Raw genomic sequence first — 17,544 nt, 5'->3', positions numbered from 1 at the left:
CGCTATTTCACGGCCCACTGGTCCGGGCGGCCGGGGCCGTGCGTGGGGATCGAGTGTCGGCGGTACTCGCCGGGGGATTGCCCGGTTGCTTTTTTAAACACCACGCTCAGGTGCCCGGCATGGGCGAACCCGACCCGGTCGGCGATGGCGGCGAGCGGCAGGTCGGTCTGAACAAGCAGTTCCTTGGCCCGGCCGAGTTGGACCCGGACGATCTCTTCGTGCGGTGTGTGGCCGAGGACCTTGGAGAACCGGGCCTCCAGCACGCGGCGGGAGACCGGGACCGCCCGCAACACGTCGGCCACCCCGATGCCGCGGGGTGCGTTCGCCCGGATGAACCGGACGGCGGCCGCCACGTCCGGGTCGTCCACTGCGAGGATGTCGGTCGACTGCCGGTGGATCACCCCGACGGGTGGGATCAGGTGGGCCGCCGGCGGAACGGGCGCGCCGGTCAGGACGCGGTCGAGCAAGGCGGCGGCCTCTGCCCCGGCGCGGGCGGCGTTCGGGGCAACGCTCGACAGCGGCGGGTCGGCCAAGTCGCAGAGCAGTTCGTCGTTGTCCACACCGAGGACTGCTACGTCGTCCGGCACCCGCAGCCCGGCCACTTGGCAGGCGTCCAGCACCTCGCGGGCGCGCAAGTCGTAGCAGGCCAGGACGCCGACCGGCCGGGGCAACCCGGCGAGCCAGGCGGCAGTTGCGTCCCGCTGCCGCGCCCACCGCTCGCGATCGACGGCCGGGCAGACCGAGCAATCGAACCCGGCCGCGGCGGCGACCTGCACCAAATGCTGCTGCCGCCACCGGGACCAGTTGAACCGCTCATCCCCGGCGTAGCCGAAGTGGGTCAGCCCTAGCCCGCAGAGGTGTTCGAACGCGGCCTGCGCGATCGCCGCGTCGTCCGTCTCCACCCACGGGGCGGCTGGTAGGAGGCGGGCGGAACTAACGTCCACTACCGGCTTGCCAGTCGCCGTGATCGCTGCGGCCACTTGTGGGTTCTCAACCCGAGCGATCAGCCCGTCTCCGTCCCAGTGGCGGAGGGCCGACGGGGCGTGCCCTCGCTCGGACTCGGCGAGCCACAGCGACCACCCGCCCCGTTGCCGGGCATACCCCATCACCCCGCGGATCAACCCCCGGGAGTATGCGTTCGAGGTCTCGATCATAAGCCCGACGCGGCAAGGCGCGGGTGTCGGCATCGGGTGGCCCTCTCCGGGTCGCCGTGGGTCGTTCACGCCGTGGGGCAATCACGCTGGCGACCGTCGCAGAGGAAGTCGTGCGTAAACACATGAATTATCCCGAATTGTTTGACGGCGGCGGGAGGGATTCAAGTGAGAAAACTGTGAGTGCGTGTGGGGCGGTGCAGATCGGATGGGCATCTACCGTGTCTTCGCCAACAAGATCGACGGGTCGTCGGTAACCACATGGTCGAGCAGTAACAAGTTCAAAGCGCAGCCGAGTTTCAATCCCGATTAGCGGCCCCCCTGTCAGTAACCGCCGGTAACTGCCATCGTGCCCAGTGCCCAAAACGCTGGAGGCGTAGAGCAGGTTGGTCTCGGCGGCCAGGAGCCTGGAAATCATCCGTGGACAGTAATAGTGTGGTGATCACGCCATCGGCCTACCCACGAATCCATGTGAGGAAGTGCCCAAGTCGAGGTATGAGTGCAGCATGTGATTCGAGATTCCAACAGTTCAAAGTAAGCACGGAATTTCGGGGCGACTTGATCAAATTGAAACAACGAGTGCCGTAGCCAAAGTTGAGCCGAACCTAGTCTCGCCGGTACTCGATCCCCCTTCACGACCCCGGCCGCCCGGGCGATGGGCCGTGAAAAAGCGTAGGACCGTTGCGCATCTGCGCATTGCTGGTCGCCGGCGGGACGGGCTAATCTTCTTGCAAGCCCGTCTGCAGTCTACCCCAGTGTCGGAACCGGCCTAGCCGATTGCGCGTCGCGAAAGCCGCCGGCGGGTCGCCTTCTTCTCTCGGAAGGATCGCCATGAGCAGACTCCGTTCCAGTCTGGGCCGTGCTGGCGTGCCCGGGTGTGCCGGCGCAGGGGCCGCCCGGCAGCGACAGGAGGGGCGACACCGCCGCGGGGTTTCCAGGGCATCCTCCGGTTCGCGAGGCTAACATAATTTTTTTGGTGATTTTGATTAACATGTGGCGGCTCGTCGAGTAGCTGGGGGGGTGGTTGGAATATTTCATTTTCTCGTAGTTTCGACGCGCAGTCCGTCATCCTTTCATTCCACGAGGTTTCTATGCACAGGTTCTCTCCCCGTCGTCGGGGCTTCACGCTCATCGAGCTGCTGGTGGTGATTGCGATCATCGCCATCCTGATCGGACTGTTATTGCCGGCCGTGCAGAAGGTCCGCAGCGCGGCCGCCCGTGCCCAAAGCTCAAACAGTGTCAAGCAGATCATGCTGGCGAACCACGGGTTCCACGACACCATGGGGATCATCCCCCCGCTGTCCGCCGTGTTGGTCCCCGGGAGCGGTCAGCCGGTGTCGGGCCACTTCTGGATTCTCCCGTACATCGAGCAGAACGCGATCTACCAACTCGGCATTTCTAACGGCGGGGCGTGGCCGGGCGTCCCGCCGAACGACGCCGCCTCGCGGGCGGCCGGTACGGCGGCGGGCGCGAAAAAGATCAAGACCTTCCTGTCGCCGCGGGATCCGTCCCAGCCGGCCGACACCTGGACCGAGTCCAACAGCGGGACGTGGGGCCACGGCAATTACGCCATGAACCACGCGGTCTACGGCACGCCCGTCGACCCCACGCCCGGCGTCGATACCATCGACAAGGTGACCAAGGGCAACGCTCGCTTCAAGCTGTTGAGCCTGACGGACGGCACGTCGACGACGGTCGGCATCGCCGAGCAGTACGGGATTTGCGGCTCGAACGGCGGGTCCCCGGACGGGATGAACCACAAGCTGTGGGCTTACAACCTCACGTGGGACTACATTAAGGGGCCGTACTTCGACACCCGCCTGGTGACGAGCACCGGCACCACCGTCACCGCCACCTCGACGTCGACCCCGCCGCAGGCCCAACCGACGGTTGCGGCGTGCGACCCGTACCGCGTTCAGGCCATCGACGGCGTCTGCATTGTCGGCATGATGGACGGTAGCGTCCGGAACGTAACTCCGAACGTCGATCAGACGGTGTGGTGCCGGGCCCTCTGGCCGCAAGACGGGCTGGTCACGGGCGATTTCTAACTCGGACATGAACCCGTTGCGCCGGCCGAGTTCACTCGGCCGGCGTTTCCCTTCCCCGACCCTTTTCCCTCCCCAAGTGACATGACACTCAAAACCGTGGCCGTGATGGTCGCAACGCTAACGCTTCTCGCCGGCTGCGGCGGCCCGCCGAAGAAGAAGATGCTCACGGTGACCGGCACCGTGACCTACAAGGGCCAACAGCTCAAGAGCGGCGTCATCAAGTTCCTCGCCCCGAACGGTGATTTCGCGACGGCGACGATTAATTCCGACGGCAAGTTCATCATGACGGAGGTCGTGCCGGGCGAACAGAAGGTCGCCTACGTGGGCGGGCCGGTGAGCGTCGGGAGTTCGGACACGGGCACCCGTGGCGGCGGGGCCGGTGCGACGGCGGTTGCCGTCCCTGCGAAGTTCAACGACCCCCAAACGTCGGGCGCGACCGTGACCGTCCCCGAAAGCGGCGGGGAAGTGACGGTCGCACTGAACTGACTCGGTTACGGATCAGGGTCGCTACCGCCCTGACCGACAGTCTAAGTCACGTTGTCGGGACACCTGCGGCCCGCCGTAACCCGGCGGGCCGCGTCGTTTGACCAGGGCAGTGTTCGGCACCGCGGTTATGTGGTTCGCCGCCCTGCGTCGCGTGCGGGCATCGAACTCCTACGCGCAGAAATCACCGGGAGTTTCCGGATGTTCGCGGGGACCTCGATCGGCGCGTCGGCCCATACACACCGCCAGGCGGGTGGTCGTGCCTTGCCGGGAGGGCGAACATCATACTCGGCGGCGACGGTGGCACGGGCGGCGAGTGGGCGACCTCCCGCTTCTTCACCCGCCGCAGTCGCTTCAACGGTTGCTCCTCGTCAAACGTCGAATGCCGGCCGGTGATGCGATTGTGCGGCTCGGACCTTGAGGCCGCGCCGCCCGCTCCGATCTTCGCCCCCGCGATCCAAACCTTCACTCCGGCGACATCCGTCAATGGCGAGCCTTGGGATGCTGCGGGGCCGGTTGACCGGAGGACGCGCCGCAGCTCAGATCTCCGAGTAGGCCGCTGGGGTGAGCACGAGGTTGGTGATCTTGGACACGATCTCCTTGTCCGCGTACCCTGGCGTCGCCTTCAACTTCAGCCACGCCGGGTCGCCCCGGAACTGGTCCCAAGCCGCCTTCCGCCCCGCCTCATCGGGGAACACCAGAAGGTACGTCAGGTTCGGCATCGCCGCCCCGGCGACGGCCGAGGCGAAGAACACCGGCGTCAGCCCGACCCGCTTGAAGATCGCCAACTCACCGGCCTCGAACATCTCGACCTTTTTGGCCGCCGCCCGCTCGTTGTGGCTCTCATACACCCGCAGGTTGAACAGCCGCGACTTGGTGGCGTCCGGCCTCTCCAACCGCGGCATCCCGGGAATGGCGGACAGGAGTGAACTCTCGATCCGCTGGTAGACGGGCTCCTCGGGCTTCGCGTTCAGGTAGCCGGCGGCCGCCTTCTGGTACTCGGCGTCCGCCGCCAGTTTGGCCGGGAGAGTGGCGACCGTGTCGGCGGTCTTGTGGACGGCCAGGACGTACACCCTGAGCACGTCCTTCTCGGGCGGCCCGGCGAACACCCCGACCGGGCCGACCCCGAGCCGCTTCAGGGCCGGAATGTATGCTTGGCTCAGGTATTCATCAAGGAGTGGTCGCCGGGTCGGTGTGAGGGTGTACGCCCGCATCTCGTACAGGTCGGTCGCACCGGGCTGGGGTTCGGCGGCGGTTCCGGTCGCGGCGGTGCCGAGGGCGGCCAGTGAGGCCCCGACGAACGTGCGGCGTTCCATGTGCATCTCCGAGAGGGGGCGTGAGCGGGCGGTCAGGGAAGTATACGGGTCGGTCGGCGGTGTGCGGGAAACCCGGAGCCAGGCATGGACGGCGGCCGTTCATCGTCAGCCAACTCCCGCCCCCGCCGTTCCGGTCGCGGCCGAAGGAGTTGGCCGGCGACGGAGGTGCGTTGCCCGCATGTCTTGGTCGCCGAGGGCGACCTCCTGCTGGCCACTGGGTGGCCACTGGGAAGTCGTGAACATCCCGCCTTCCGCCGGCGTCACGTTGGGTCGGTCGGGGGTAGAGTTCACGCCGAACAGGCCCGCCGCCCGGAGTTCGGGGTCGCAGGCGAACGGGTCGATCCCGCCGAGGACGAGTGGGTTACCGGGGAAGCGGAAGTCCGGCCTGGGCACGGTCGGGTCGTAGCCGAGGACTTCGGTCGCCCCGTCCGCCCGCCCCCACCGGCCCGGCGGTCGGTCGGGGGTGGCCTCGAGGACGAACACGACGCCCGGCCACGCCGGCGGGTTCTCCCGCCGGACCGCCGCCTCGATCTTCCTCACCCGCCCAATCGCGACATGCCAAGCCCTCACACGCCGAACGCGGGGCCGACGATGAGTTTGTGCGGCCCCCCGGGGACAAGGGCGGCGGGCCGCCGGCCGGGGCGTCCACGACCTACCGGCCGACACCCGACATCAAGACCGTGTCGGGTGTCGGCCGAGAGTTGCTTCGGCCAGGCCGACGGTCAACACACATCACTCTCACTTGCCGCCCATTCGGCAGTACTTGCGGTACTCATCAGGGCTCGAACCGAGTTCGCGGCGAAACACCTCGTAGAGCCGCTGGACGGTACCGAAGCCGACGTCGCGGGCGATCGCGGCGAGCGGCCGGTCGCCGTGGGCCAGTTCGCGCTTGGCCCGCTCGATCCGGACCCGGCGGATCTCGGTCGCGATCGGGCGCTGGAGGGCCTTCCGGAAGTAGTTCTGGAGCGTGCGGGTTTCGGTCCCGACCGCACGGGCGACGGCGTCCGGGCCGAGCGGCGGTGGCTGTGCCCCGCGATGTACGCCAGAGCCGCCGCGACCACGGCGTCGTTCACGGCGAAGAAGTCAGTCGATTCCCGGACCACGAGGCCGCGCGGGGCGAGCCGGAGCGGCTCCGACGGGGGGGGCTGACCGGTCATCAGCCGGTCGAGCAGTTCGGCCGCGGCGTACCCGATCCGGTCGTACCCGACCTCAACGCTGGTGAGGGACGGCCGGGGCCGCTCGCACAGGGCCTCCTGGTTCTTCCCGGCCACGATCGCCACGTCGTCCGGGCTCCGCCACCCGCGGCGGTGCGCGGCCTGCACCACCAGCCGGCCGCAGTCCTCCTGCCCGACGTACACCCCGACCGGCGGCGCCCACCCGGCCATGGCGCGGGCGATCAACCGCTCCGTCGTCCGCCAGTGGGCCAGGTCCCGGTGCGGGTCTTGCGGGACGTGCGCGGACGCACAGGCGAAGCCGGCGGCGCCGACCGAGCGGGCGAATTCCTTTACCTCCAGCTCGTTGTCCGCGTTCTTTCGGGAGGTGACGGTGGCGAACGAGCGGAACCCGCGGGCCAACAGGTGCTCGGCCACCAGCCGGCCCACCTCGGCCGAATCTGGGAACACGCCCGGCAAGAGGCGGCGGGCGGGCGAACTCGGCCACACGTTCACCACCGGTACGCCCCGCCCGGCCGCCCGCCGGGCGAGCGGGTGGTTCGCCCGCGCGACGATCCCGTCGTAGCGGTCCGCGGCGCCCCGCCGGCGGAGGGTGTCGTGCGCGAACTCGTCGATGATCGCCACCCACCCGCGTTCCTCGGCGTACCGCATCACCCCGGCGAAGACCTCGGCGTGCCGCTTGTACGGCCACCGGAGGTCCAACATGAGTGCGACGCGGCGGGGCTTACGGGCCATTGGTGGAATTCCGAGATTCGTTAGTGATTTTCCGAGAAACAAGAATAGCGAACGTCATGATATTTGCATCAATCCACGAAGTCGATGTGTTGCGAGGATCGCCATGTCCCGCGGCTTGCTGGCGCTTCTGATCCTTTCCGCTTCCGTCCCGGCCGCCCCACTTCCCAAGGCGGCTCCGAAGAAGTTCGAGAACTTCGGCACGGTAGCCGAGGTCAAAGGCGTGAAGTGCGAGTCGGCCCGGCCGGGCGAACTCCGCGTCAGCCTGTCCGCGGACGCCGCGTCGGACACGAAAGAGCACGGCGAAGTTCGGCCCAACTTCACCCGGACGGTCGAGGGGGATTTCGTACTGACCGTCCGGATCACGCACACGCCGCCGGACGACAAGAACCCCGCCGCCGTTGAGAACGGCGAAACGATCGCGGCCGCCGGGATCGCTCTCTGCAAGCCCGACGGCAAACGGGGATCGCTGGTCGTTCTGAACCGGCTCTCCAAAGGTCGCGATGGCTGGGACACTTACTTCAAACTGTCGGCCCTCTACGAAACAACAAAGGCCAGGGGGTCGATCGGCGCCCTCAGCTCGCACCACACGTTCGCAAACGCCCCGGTCTACCTCCGCTTGACCCGCCGGGGGGACAAGTTCACCGCAACGCAAAGCGATGACGGGAAGGAATGGGCGCCGGTCTTCGAAGAGCCGCACGAGGTGCCGGGCTTGGGTCCGGTGGCGATCGGCCCGGTGGCGGTCCATAACACGAACACCGCCTACGACGTGACGTTCGACGAATACACCCTTACCACCCCACCGGAGAAGAAGAAGTGACCACGCGAACCCGGGGCTCCGCCGTGGCGCGGCTGCTCTCCCTTTTGCTTCTCGTCGGGCCGGCGGCCGTTGCCCCTGCCGCCGACAAGCCGCTGAAGGTGTTCATCCTGGCCGGGCAGTCGAACATGCAGGGGCACGCGAGCGTGTCCACGTTCGACTCGCTGGCCGGCGACCCGAAGACGGCCCCGTTGCTCAAGGACATGCTGGGGCCGGACGGCAAGCCGACGGTGTGCGAGAAGGTGTGGATCACGTCGGTCGGCGGCCTCGGCGACGCCTACTCGGACCTGCGGGAGGCGAAGGGCAAGTTGACGGCCGGGTTCGGCGCCCCGGAGAACAAGATCGGGCCGGAGTTCACGTTCGGCCTGACGGTGGAGAAGCGACTCGGCGGGCCGGTTCTCATCATCAAGACGGCGTGGGGCGGACGAAGCCTGCACACCGACTTCCGCCCGCCGGGCGCCGGGCCGGAGTCGATCAACGCCTTCACCCTGGAGCAGTGGAAGAAGCGCGGCCTCGACGCCGAGCAGGAGACGGCCAAGATTCACAAGAACGGCGGCGTCTTCTACAAGCACATGATCGACCACGTGCGGAAAGTGCTCAACGACATCGCGCGCGTCGTCCCCGGGTACGACCCCAAGCAGGGGTACGAGCTGGCCGGGTTCGTCTGGTTCCAGGGGTTCAACGACTATGTCGACGGCTGGACGTACCCCGACCAGAACAAGCCCGGCGGGTACGACTTGTACGCGGAGTTGCTCGGCCACCTGATCCGCGACGTGCGGAAGGACCTGGCCGCGCCGAAGCTCCCCGTGGTCATCGGCGTCATGGGCATCGACGGGCTGACGGGCGACAAGAAGCCCCCGATGATGCACTTCCGCGCGGCCCAGCGGAAGCCGGCGTCGCTCGACGAGTTCAAGGGGAGCGTGGTCGCCGTGGAGACGGCCCCGTTCTGGGACGACGACCTCGACGCCCTCCAGCAGCGCTGGGATCGGATTAGCAACAAGCTCGAACAAGACTTCCGAAAGATGGACCCCAAGCCGAGCGAGAAGGTCAAGGAAGAGGCCCGGACCAAGGCCCGCGAAGCGGAATTCCAATTGGACGAACGGAAGCGGTTGAAGGCGGGCGTCTCGAACGGCGGTTACCACTACCTGGGGGCGGCGAAGATCCTCGCACCGGTCGGCCGGGCGTTCGCCGAGGCCCTCCTGAACCCGCCGAAGCCCGTCGGCGCCGCGAACCAGCCGGTGAAGGTGTTCGTCCTCGCCGGGCAGTCGAACATGGAAGGGCAAGGGTTCATCGTGGCCGACCCGAAGCGGAACGGGGGCAAGGGCAGCCTGGAGTTCCTCGTCAAGGACAAGGCCACCGCGGACACGTTCAAACACCTGGTCGCCAAGGACGGGAAGTGGATCGTCCGCGACGATGTGTGGATTCACTACCTCGACCGCAAGGGCAAGCTGACCGTCGGGTATGGGGCGAAGGACGACCGGATCGGCCCGGAACTTGGCTTCGGCACGGTCGTCGGCGACGCCTTCGAGGAACCCGTGCTACTCGTCAAGCTGGCGTGGGGTGGGAAGAGCCTGGGGAAGGACTTCCGCCCCCCGAGCGCCGGCGGAGAGGTCGGGCCGTACTACAAGGAGATCGTCGATCGCACGAAGGCCGTGTTGAAGAACCTGAAGACGGAGTTCCCGGCGTTCGGCGACCGCGGGTACGACCTCGCCGGCTTCGGCTGGCACCAGGGGTGGAACGACCGCGTCAACCAGGCGTTCAACGACGAGTACGAGAAGAACCTGGCCCACTTCATCCGCGACATCCGCACGGACCTCGGGGTGAAGGACCTGCCGTTCGTCATCGCCGAGACGGGATGAGCGGCGTGGAGGAGAAACACCCGCGGGCGCTGTCGCTCATGAAGGCCCAAGCGGCGGTGGCCGAGTATCCGGAGTTCCGTGGGACCGTCGCGTTCGTCGGCACGAAGGCGTTCTGGCGGGACAAGGACGTGTCGCCGACCGGCCAGGCGTACCACTGGAACACCAACGCCGAGACGTACTACCTGATCGGCGAGGCGATGGGCCACGCAATGAAGAAGCTGTGCGCGAAGAAGCCCGCCGAGTGAGCGCCCACCACCACCTGCGGAGGTTGTTCATGTCGAACCGATCCCACGGAGCCGGGGCGTGCCTGGCCCTGTTGCTCGCTTGCTGTGCCGCCACGGTCACGGCGGCGGACCAGTCGCCGCAGAAGGCGGAGATGGCCGGCTACCTGCTCGTCCCGCACGGCAAGGTGGACAAGACCTACAACGCCGGGTTCTCGATGTACGTGGCCGCGTGGCCGCTGTTAAGGAACTACCCCGGTCAGGACTTCCAGAGCGGCCTGTTCGGGACGTGGATGTTCGCGCAGTACGACGGGCCGAAGCCGGAGAAGGCGTACTCCGACATCGAGGGCGGTCTCGGGTGGTGGCGGGACACGCGGTTCGCCACCGAGACGCCGAAGTTCATCATGGGCGGGGTGGCCCTCAACTTCGCTGAGTGGGCCAACGGCCCCGGCGCCGGCAAGGGCCGCGACTGGAAGAAGCCGGCCGGCCACTACGCCATTGCCCAGCTCAGCCCGTGGGTCCTCTGGCCGCCGGACGGGCTGAACCTGAAGCAGGGGACAGCCGGCGAACTGTTCGGGTACGGCTACCTGCCGTTGCCGTTGACCGCCGCCAAGACGACGACCGCCGGGGCGGCCGTGCCGACCGGGAACCAGTCCTGGACCCTGTTCCTCAACACCGGCAACTTCAAGGGGCCGGTCGCATTCTTCGTGCCCTACTTCTGGTCCAAGCCGACCCTGGAGCGGCCCGACCTGGGCGGGATGTTCCTCGACGCCCGGCCGGCCGAGCCGAACAAGGCGGTGCAGATGGAGACGCAGCACGTCCCGGCGTTCCTCGCTCGGGACGCGAAGGGCGACACCTACGCGCGGGTCGCCCCGACGCAGTTCCCGGCACGAGCCGAGGGCGAGGCGCCGCTCATCCACCGCATCACGGCGTACAACCGGACGGCCCTGTGGGACGGCGTGGCCGCGTGGTTCAACGGCGGGCCGGCGGCGAGCGGCACGATCGACCCGAAGGCGGCCGCCGTACACACCTTCAAGGACGGCGGCGGGGCGACGTGGCAGATTTACCCGCCGAACACCCTGCGGGAGAAGAAGGCGCCCGTCGCCTGGAGTTCGTTCGCCACCCCCGCCGCCCTCGACGACACCGCCTACGGGTACCGGTGGGCGAAGGGCGCGGTCGCACGGGACGGCGGCCTCGTCACCCTCCCCGAGTACTACCGCCTGGAGAAGGACAAGAAGGACAAGGACCGATGGGCCGTGGTGGACGCGAAGGACGTGCCCGCCGAGACCGGCCTGGCGAAGGTCGAGTTCCCGAAGCGGCGGGGGCCGGACCGGCGGCCCTACGTCACCCCCGACGAGCCGGCGAGCAGTTGGAAGAAGCCCGGCCCGGCGGCCGGGCCGTTCGAGGCGAAGCTCGGCGACGGCAGTGTCGTCGCGTACTCCTGGTACCGGTTCGCCGACCAGCCCGCCCTGCTGAACGCCGACCTGACCGCGGCCGAGCGGGAGGCGATCCAAAAGCGGGTGGAGCTGTTGCACCGGGCGTGGACGAAGGACCGAGACTACCTGCCGCCGCCCACGACCGGCAAGCTCGCCGACCTCGACCCGGGCGTACTCGTCACCCCGCCGAAGGGCCTGGAGATCGGGTACGTGCCGATCGCCACCCGCCAGGGGGCGAAGGATTAGTTGGCGGGCGGGCCGGATGGAGCGGAGCTATACATGACCGCGGGGCGGAGCACGCCCGGCTGGGAGCAGAAGGACGACGTGACGGTCGTCTGTGACAGACGGGGCGAGTGAACCATGAGGCACCTCACGCCACTACTGTGGACCGCCCTCGCGGCGCTGGCGACCCTCGCCCCGGCGTGGGGGGACGACCCGCTGCCGCAAGACCTGATCGCGAAGGCCGGGCGGGGCGACGCCCGCGCGGGACTGGCCCTCGCGTACCGCTACCGCGACGGGGCCGGCGTCAAGCGGGACTACGCCGAGGCCCTGCGGTGGGCGCACCCGGCCGCCGACCGCGGCTACGCCGACGCCCAGGACTTCGTCGGCTGGATGTACTTCGAGGGCTTGGGGGTCCAGCGGAGCCCGGAGATCGCCGCCGGGTACTTCAAGGCGGCCGCCGGCCAGTCCACCGCCGCGGCCTGGAACCTCGGCCAGTGCTACTTCGCCGGGCTGGGGGTGGACCAAGACGTGCCGAAGGCCCTCGCCGCCTGGACGCGGGCGGCCGCGAGGGGGCACGGGCGGTCCGCGTCCACGGCCGCGATGGTCTACCTGGCCGGCGACGGCGTTCCCGCCGACGCGAAGGAAGCCCGCAGGCTCGCCGAACGCGCGGCCGAGCTGAACGACCCCTCGGGGCACGTCGTGCTGGGCGAAATTCACTTCCGGGCCGGCGAGACCGAGCAGGCCCGGAAGTGCTGGACGCGCGTCGCCCGGACGAAGTCGGTCGGTCCGATCGGGCCGCCAACGCAACCGAGCGATCAACTGGCCGCGCAACAGGGGGCCGACCTCCTCAAACTGACCGCGTACCGCGACCGGAAGCCCGAACCGGGCCGGTTCGCCCTGGTGACGGTGCCGCACGTCCACCAGGGGTGGAACAACTGCGGGGCGACGAGTTGCGCCATGCTCGCCCGCGCCCAGGGCAAGCCGGTCGGCGGCTGGGACGTCAAGCGGCTGTGCCCGTCGCCGCCCGGCACGGGCACGGACTGGGGCGACCTGTTGAAGGCGTCGGAGAAACTCGCCCTCCGCTGGAAGCTGGTCACGTTCACGCCCGACGCCGATGGGTTCGTGAAGGCTGCGGCGTTCGCCCGCGGCGAGCTCGACGCCGGCCGCCCGCTCGTCGTCGACTTCAAGTACACCGGGGCGGAGTACCCGGGCGGCGAGGCCGGGCACACGCTCGCCCTCGTCGGCTACGTCGCGGGGGAGGACCTGTACGTCCTGTGCAACCCGGCCCTGGCCACGCCCGGCCTGCAACTGATGTCCGCGAAGGACCTGCAACGCTACTGGCGGTCGGACCACTACGGCGCGGTCGCCAAGAACGTCCTCGCCCGCCCCGCCATCGTCCTCGGCCGATGACCCATCGGAGTTCGCCGCCGGGAAAATTGCCCCCATCTTCGCCGACCGCGTCGATGTGCCGCTTCGAGAGCGGTAACCCTAAATGGTCCGGCCGCAAGTCTTCGACCGCATTCAGCCGCATGATTGTCTGCGTCGAAATGGGCACAACCCTCGCCGGTCCAGACACGACCTGGCCGAGCGGCATATACCGCACGTCGTAATTTGACGACACGGGCTGTGACTGGGACGTGGAGTTTGACACCGCCGGCAGGGAGACGCTGGACTGGTCGTGGGTCGTGCTAGCATCCCGCCGGGACAAATCGGCACGCCGCTCGCAGTTCGGGGTCGCGGGCGAACGGGTCGATCTCGCCGCCGAGGACGAGGGGGTTGTCGGGGAACCGGCAGTCCGGCTTGGGCCCGGCCGGGTCGTAGACGAGGACCTCGGTCGCCCCGTCCGCCCGCACTCACCGGCCGGTCGGTCGGTCGGCGTCGTCTCGAGGACGAACACGACGCCCGCCACGCCGGCGGCGAGGCCCGCCGCACCCGTGCCGCAGTCGCGCCGACATTCGGTCTCCCTTTCACACGTCGAACGCGGGGCCGAGGATGATCTTGTGCCGACCGCCCGGGGCAGGGGCCGTGGGCCGGGTTGTCGGTGACCTCGCGGGCGATCCCGGTCCACACCACCCGTGCGCCGGCAGGTTGGCCCGATGGCGCCTCGACTAGGACGATGGTGAGCGGCGAGGCGTCCGGGCGACTTGCCCGCACCTTCGCGACCCAAAGTTATCGCTTCAGCCTGGTCGTGGCCGAAGCCACAGGCAGCTTCCAGTCACGGACCGGCGACGCCCGCAGGTCGAGGTGGCTCGCCATCGCGTGGAGGCGGGCCGTTGCCGGACCGTCGGGGGCGGCCGCGAACAGGTTCCGCAGGTAGTACGGCGGCAGGGCCTGGTAGTACAGTGTGGCCCGCACTTCCAGGTCCGTGACGTCGATTGCCCGCGGCAGTTCGATCTGGTACGTCACCTCGTCGCCGCCGCTGCCGGTGGCATAGTCGCGGTCGGCCGACGCCACGGCGTCGGGGTGGGTGGCCTGCAGGTAACGGCCGGTCAGGCCCGGGCCGGGGCCGTCGGGCTTCCACCCCCGCGGCAGGAGGCGGTTGTCCTTCACCGTGCGGCAGCCGCGGACGAAACTCGTCGTGAACTCCCCCTTCGCGTTCAGCAGCAGCGTCTCGTACACCTGCACTTGGTCCGGCGACGTGATCACCTCGTAGTGCGGCTGGTACAGTTGCGACCCGGTCGCCGCGTCGCGGTCGAAGAACTCGGTCGGCAGCGGCCGGCCGTCGGCCCCGATCAGCACGCCGAGCGCGTTGGTCTGGCCGGACGCCCACACCACCCGCTCCGGCTGGCCCCCGCGGGCCGGCTGGTACACGGTGAGTTCCAGAAACGCCCGGCGGAACCCGACCCCGCTGGGGAAGCGGTGGCCGGCCTTGTTCCGCACCGCGACGCGGGCCGTCAGCCGGTTCAGCCCCGGCCACGCGGCCGCCACTCGCACGTCGGCCGTGTCGCGGCGGGCCGTCTCCACGAAGTTCTGGATGGCGTTCGACACGTCCTCCTTCGACCCGGTCATGAAGTTGTCCTTGCGGACGCCGAGCACGTCGTCGAACTGGTTGAACAGCTCGAGGAGGAACACGTTCAGGCCGGAAAAGTTGTGCCGGCGGTAGCTGCCGTCCTCGCGAACCCGCACGTGCAGGTCGGCGTGCGGTGCGAGGTTCTCGGCCTCCGGGTACGTGTCGTCCTGGATCGCGGCGATCCGGGTCCGCAGCGGCGACCGGTCGAGCCCGCGGCGGGCGTCCGTCAGGCCGGTCGCCATGTGGCAGTCCTGGCAGGTCTTCGCCTTCGGGTTCGCCTTGTCGATCTCGTTCTCGTACTCGCTGTTCAGCCACTCCAGGTACGTCGATTGCTCCACGTGGTGGTGGAACCGGCGGTACGCCGGCACCGTTTGCAGGGCGGCCAGTTCGTCCGGCGGGTCGGTGGGGGCGATCGGCCGATCGACGTTCGGCAGCGTGACCGTGTGGCAGGTGCCGCAGAGCTGCGCCGACTTCAGGAACGGGCTGTGCTTCGGCCTCCGTCCGGTCGCGTGCTCCATTGCGTAGGGGGCGATCTGGTCGTTGGCGATCGGGCCGTACAGGTCCCCCTTCGGGCCAACGGTGAAGTCGCCGGTGGTCGCGGTTTCGATGAAGAATTGCAGGTACGGCCGCGGGTCGCAGGCCGGCTGGGGCTTCGGCTGCATCCGGTGGCAGACGGCGCAACTCACGCCGTCGCGGGCTAACGCACCGTACCGGGCGTCGCCGGCCCCCGGGTGGTCGGCCGGGTCGGCGATCGCGAGGGCGTGGTCGAGGGTGAACTTCGCCCCCGGGTGCTCCCGGTGGAACTCCCGGTGCCCCATCGAGCCGTGGCACTTCAGGCAGGTGTCGGTCAGCGTCTCGCTCAGTTCCCGGCCGCGGGCGGGGTCGTGCCGGTAGTCGTCGCGGAGCAGTCGCATCTCGGTTTCGAGTTGCGCGAAGAACACCGGGTCACGGCCGGCCAGCCCCATCGGCGTCCACCGCCACTCGCCGTAGGGCGACACGTCCCACCCGGCCGCCCCGTACTCGGCCGTCTTGCCCGCCGGCACGTACATTGACGGCCCGAACGGGGCCATCAGCCCGGCGTGGCAGCTCATGCACTGGTTGGACGTGACGAACTCCCGCGACCCGTCGCGGCGGGCGACGGCCCAGTCGTGCGTCTCCGGCGGTAACCGCCGTAAGGCCGCCGGCTCGAGGCTGCCGATCGAGTTGAAGAAGTTCAGGAACCCGAGGTCGGCCGGGCGGGCGGGTCGCTCCACGGCCTTCGGCCGGGCGCACGACGGGTGCGCGTCTTGCTTGGGCTCGGCCTTCGCCTTGCGTGCGTCTTCCCGCCAGGAGTCGTCCACCCGGAACAGGATCGGCTCGCCGGGGAAGCCGGCGATGTTCCGCAGCGACGCGAACGTGTACTCGTTGTTCGCGCCGCTGGCCTCGGCCCCTGGCGACCGCGTCGAGGCGTGGCACCGCACGCAGTACTGGCCGAACCCGGAGACCGGGTACGGGAACGGGTCCTGGTGGCTATCGACGACGCACTGGCCCGCGGTCGGGTTGCTCCAGAACCAGCCGTCGTGCGACCCGGCCGAGTCCTTCACCATGACCGTCCACGACTCGAGGCTCGCCCGCAGGACGGCCTCCGACTTGCCGCGGTGGCGGGCGGCCGGGGCGGGGTACTGCTCCTTGACGATCATCTCGCCGTCGGGAATCTTCCCCACGCGGCCGCCGACCAGCCACTTCACCACGCCCGGCGAGTAGTACACCCGCACGGCCGGGTGGGTGCCGTAGGACTTGCCGTCGAGGAACGGCCCGGTGTCGCGGACGCCCTTGTCCGGCCGCCAGCCGAGGCGGACGTACTCGCGGTCGTTCAGGAACGAGAACAGCTTCTCCTCGAACTTCGCGAGCGGCACGCTCGACGGCAGCGGCAGCCCGGCGGGCCGGCCGTAATCTTGCCCCGCGGCCGGTGTCGTCTCGGCCGAACTGTACAAGACACCGGACAGGGCGACGACCACGATGCCGACCCCGGCCGCGTACCGTCGTCGTAGGGTCGTGCCCGCCATCGCCGCCTCCTTGCTGCCGCGAACCGAACCGGGTCTGCGGGTGTTCAAGCCGCCCCGCCGCGGGCCGTCTTCCGACGCTTCACCCACGCGGCCGGGTTGACGCGATTGAGCGACCCCCACAGCTTGCGGGTGAGCAGGTTGAGCATCTCCTTGCGGGACAGCCCGCGGAAGGCGATGTCCCGTAGCACCTGCTCTTCCGGCGTCAGTTCCTTGCGGCTGGCCCGGTGGATGTTGCTGATCCGCGTCGGGTTCTCGTACATGACGCGGGTGAGCAGGGTCAGCATCTCCTCCCGCGACAATTCCTCGAACGCCGCCTCGCCGACGACCTCCTCCTCGCGGCTGAGTTTCAGCCGCCGCCGCTCCAGGACGAGCTGCCGGATCTGCCAGAGGTTGATAACCAGGAAGAGGATTTGCCAGACGCACGGGCCGTACATCGGCCGGCTCTGGAAGGTGAAAAACGCGATCCCGAGCAGGAGGCCGCTACAGGTGAGCAGCCGCAGCCAGAGCATGTCCCGGACGAGGTAGGAGACGAGATAGAAGATGTTGGCGGCGTGGATGCACGACTCGACCACGTCGCGGCCTCCGGCGGAAGGAAAAGCCCGGCACCGGCCGCCCGGCGACCCGCGTAGAGACTCTCATCGGTCGGCGACCGAACTGCGATTTCAGTTCGTCGTGATCAGACCTTGACGGGGAGAGGAGGCTGGGCCGGACAACCCGAATAACCGGCCCGAAGGGGGCTTGATGAGATGGCACATCCTCACACGTCGAAGGCCGGCCCGGCGATGAGCTTGTGCGGCCCGCCGGACGGCAACGGCGGCGGGCCCGCGGCCGGGTCGCACTTGACCTCCCGGGCCCGGCCGCCCCACCGTCCCGACCGGCCGCCCCGGCGTCACTTCGATCAGGCCGATAGTGGGCGGCGAGGCGTCCGGCCGACGCGCCCGCACCCGTGCCATTAGTCGATCGAGTCGCCCCCGAACCCTCATCACCCGCCCTCCGCCGCCAGGTACAGGCTGCAGGTCCGCTACCGAATTG

Annotated in this window: 14 protein-coding genes; 7 read left to right on the top strand and 7 right to left on the bottom strand. The window is 68.9% G+C overall.

The features are described from left to right. Nucleotides 1–2: 2 nt before the first annotated feature. The gene (locus PX52LOC_RS38405) at nucleotides 3–1,187 is read right to left on the bottom strand and encodes a XylR family transcriptional regulator (protein ID WP_149115041.1); all 1,185 of its coding nucleotides are present in this window, start codon (nucleotides 1,185–1,187) and stop codon (nucleotides 3–5) included. A 1,055-nt stretch (nucleotides 1,188–2,242) separates the two neighbouring features. On the opposite strand from PX52LOC_RS38405, the gene PX52LOC_RS38400 reads away from it, so the two are divergent. Together PX52LOC_RS38400 and PX52LOC_RS38395 are read left to right on the top strand one after the other, a co-directional pair. Then, a complete protein-coding gene (locus PX52LOC_RS38400; RefSeq protein ID WP_149115040.1) occupies nucleotides 2,243–3,199 on the top strand; it encodes a DUF1559 family PulG-like putative transporter in 957 nt (318 codons plus the stop codon). Nucleotides 3,200–3,280: 81 nt separating this feature from the next. After that, a complete protein-coding gene (locus PX52LOC_RS38395) occupies nucleotides 3,281–3,685 on the top strand; it encodes a hypothetical protein (RefSeq protein WP_149115039.1) in 405 nt (134 codons plus the stop codon). 536 nt (nucleotides 3,686–4,221) lie between these two features. Here PX52LOC_RS38395 and PX52LOC_RS38390 read toward each other — a convergent pair. From PX52LOC_RS38390 to PX52LOC_RS44490, 3 genes are all read right to left on the bottom strand, one after another. Further along, nucleotides 4,222–4,998, bottom strand: coding sequence for an NIPSNAP family protein (locus PX52LOC_RS38390; protein WP_149115038.1), 777 nt, complete (start codon nucleotides 4,996–4,998; stop codon nucleotides 4,222–4,224). Nucleotides 4,999–5,103: 105 nt separating this feature from the next. Continuing rightward, the gene (locus PX52LOC_RS38385) at nucleotides 5,104–5,538 is read right to left on the bottom strand and encodes a hypothetical protein (RefSeq protein ID WP_149115037.1); all 435 of its coding nucleotides are present in this window, start codon (nucleotides 5,536–5,538) and stop codon (nucleotides 5,104–5,106) included. Between the two features lie 182 nt (nucleotides 5,539–5,720). Next, the gene (locus tag PX52LOC_RS44490) at nucleotides 5,721–6,905 is read right to left on the bottom strand and encodes a substrate-binding domain-containing protein (RefSeq protein ID WP_149115036.1); all 1,185 of its coding nucleotides are present in this window, start codon (nucleotides 6,903–6,905) and stop codon (nucleotides 5,721–5,723) included. Between the two features lie 103 nt (nucleotides 6,906–7,008). Between PX52LOC_RS44490 and PX52LOC_RS38375 the strand changes: the two genes are divergently transcribed. From PX52LOC_RS38375 to PX52LOC_RS38360, 5 genes are all read left to right on the top strand, one after another. Beyond that, nucleotides 7,009–7,722 carry a DUF1349 domain-containing protein gene (locus PX52LOC_RS38375; RefSeq protein WP_149115035.1) on the top strand — a complete coding sequence of 238 codons (714 nt, stop codon included), beginning with the start codon at nucleotides 7,009–7,011 and terminating at the stop codon, nucleotides 7,720–7,722. Further along, nucleotides 7,719–9,578: a sialate O-acetylesterase gene (locus PX52LOC_RS43195; RefSeq protein WP_246173601.1), complete on the top strand. Its 1,860-nt coding sequence runs from the start codon at nucleotides 7,719–7,721 to the stop codon at nucleotides 9,576–9,578. The genes PX52LOC_RS38375 and PX52LOC_RS43195 overlap by 4 nt, the downstream gene beginning before the upstream one ends. After that, nucleotides 9,575–9,823, top strand: a complete 249-nt coding sequence (locus PX52LOC_RS43190; RefSeq protein ID WP_246173600.1) for a hypothetical protein — start codon at nucleotides 9,575–9,577, stop codon at nucleotides 9,821–9,823. Before PX52LOC_RS43195 ends, PX52LOC_RS43190 begins: the two co-directional genes overlap by 4 nt. 29 nt (nucleotides 9,824–9,852) lie before the next feature. After that, complete coding sequence (locus PX52LOC_RS38365; RefSeq protein ID WP_218575238.1) at nucleotides 9,853–11,481, top strand: hypothetical protein; 1,629 nt, start codon at nucleotides 9,853–9,855, stop codon at nucleotides 11,479–11,481. Between the two features lie 114 nt (nucleotides 11,482–11,595). Next, nucleotides 11,596–12,867: a C39 family peptidase gene (locus PX52LOC_RS38360; protein ID WP_149115034.1), complete on the top strand. Its 1,272-nt coding sequence runs from the start codon at nucleotides 11,596–11,598 to the stop codon at nucleotides 12,865–12,867. A 278-nt stretch (nucleotides 12,868–13,145) separates the two neighbouring features. Here PX52LOC_RS38360 and PX52LOC_RS41510 read toward each other — a convergent pair whose 3' ends face one another. The 3 genes from PX52LOC_RS41510 to PX52LOC_RS38350 all read right to left on the bottom strand — a co-directional run bounded on the left by PX52LOC_RS41510 (nucleotide 13,146) and on the right by PX52LOC_RS38350 (nucleotide 17,084). After that, nucleotides 13,146–13,310, bottom strand: a complete 165-nt coding sequence (locus PX52LOC_RS41510) for a hypothetical protein (protein WP_168219476.1) — start codon at nucleotides 13,308–13,310, stop codon at nucleotides 13,146–13,148. 316 nt (nucleotides 13,311–13,626) lie between these two features. Next, entirely contained in the window at nucleotides 13,627–16,512 is a 2,886-nt protein-coding gene (locus PX52LOC_RS38355) for a cytochrome P460 family protein (protein WP_149115033.1), read from the bottom strand. Between the two features lie 44 nt (nucleotides 16,513–16,556). Then, nucleotides 16,557–17,084, bottom strand: coding sequence for a hypothetical protein (locus tag PX52LOC_RS38350; protein ID WP_149115032.1), 528 nt, complete (start codon nucleotides 17,082–17,084; stop codon nucleotides 16,557–16,559). Between the last annotated feature and the right edge of the window lie 460 nt (nucleotides 17,085–17,544).

Origin of the sequence: Limnoglobus roseus (genome assembly GCF_008254045.1) — a bacterium.
GTDB lineage: Bacteria > Planctomycetota > Planctomycetia > Gemmatales > Gemmataceae > Limnoglobus > Limnoglobus roseus.
This window is presented reverse-complemented; position numbering and strand designations above follow the sequence as displayed.

Coding starts and splice junctions, on each gene's coding strand:
- PX52LOC_RS38375 (WP_149115035.1), top strand. CDS start 7,009: ATGTCCCGCGGCTTGCTGGCGCTTCTGATCCTTTCCGCTTCCGTCCCG.
- PX52LOC_RS43190 (WP_246173600.1), top strand. CDS start 9,575: ATGAGCGGCGTGGAGGAGAAACACCCGCGGGCGCTGTCGCTCATGAAG.
- PX52LOC_RS38360 (WP_149115034.1), top strand. CDS start 11,596: ATGAGGCACCTCACGCCACTACTGTGGACCGCCCTCGCGGCGCTGGCG.
- PX52LOC_RS38355 (WP_149115033.1), bottom strand. CDS start 16,512: ATGGCGGGCACGACCCTACGACGACGGTACGCGGCCGGGGTCGGCATC.
- PX52LOC_RS38395 (WP_149115039.1), top strand. CDS start 3,281: ATGACACTCAAAACCGTGGCCGTGATGGTCGCAACGCTAACGCTTCTC.
- PX52LOC_RS38405 (WP_149115041.1), bottom strand. CDS start 1,187: ATGCCGACACCCGCGCCTTGCCGCGTCGGGCTTATGATCGAGACCTCG.
- PX52LOC_RS44490 (WP_149115036.1), bottom strand. CDS start 6,905: ATGGCCCGTAAGCCCCGCCGCGTCGCACTCATGTTGGACCTCCGGTGG.
- PX52LOC_RS38365 (WP_218575238.1), top strand. CDS start 9,853: ATGTCGAACCGATCCCACGGAGCCGGGGCGTGCCTGGCCCTGTTGCTC.
- PX52LOC_RS38390 (WP_149115038.1), bottom strand. CDS start 4,998: ATGGAACGCCGCACGTTCGTCGGGGCCTCACTGGCCGCCCTCGGCACC.
- PX52LOC_RS38400 (WP_149115040.1), top strand. CDS start 2,243: ATGCACAGGTTCTCTCCCCGTCGTCGGGGCTTCACGCTCATCGAGCTG.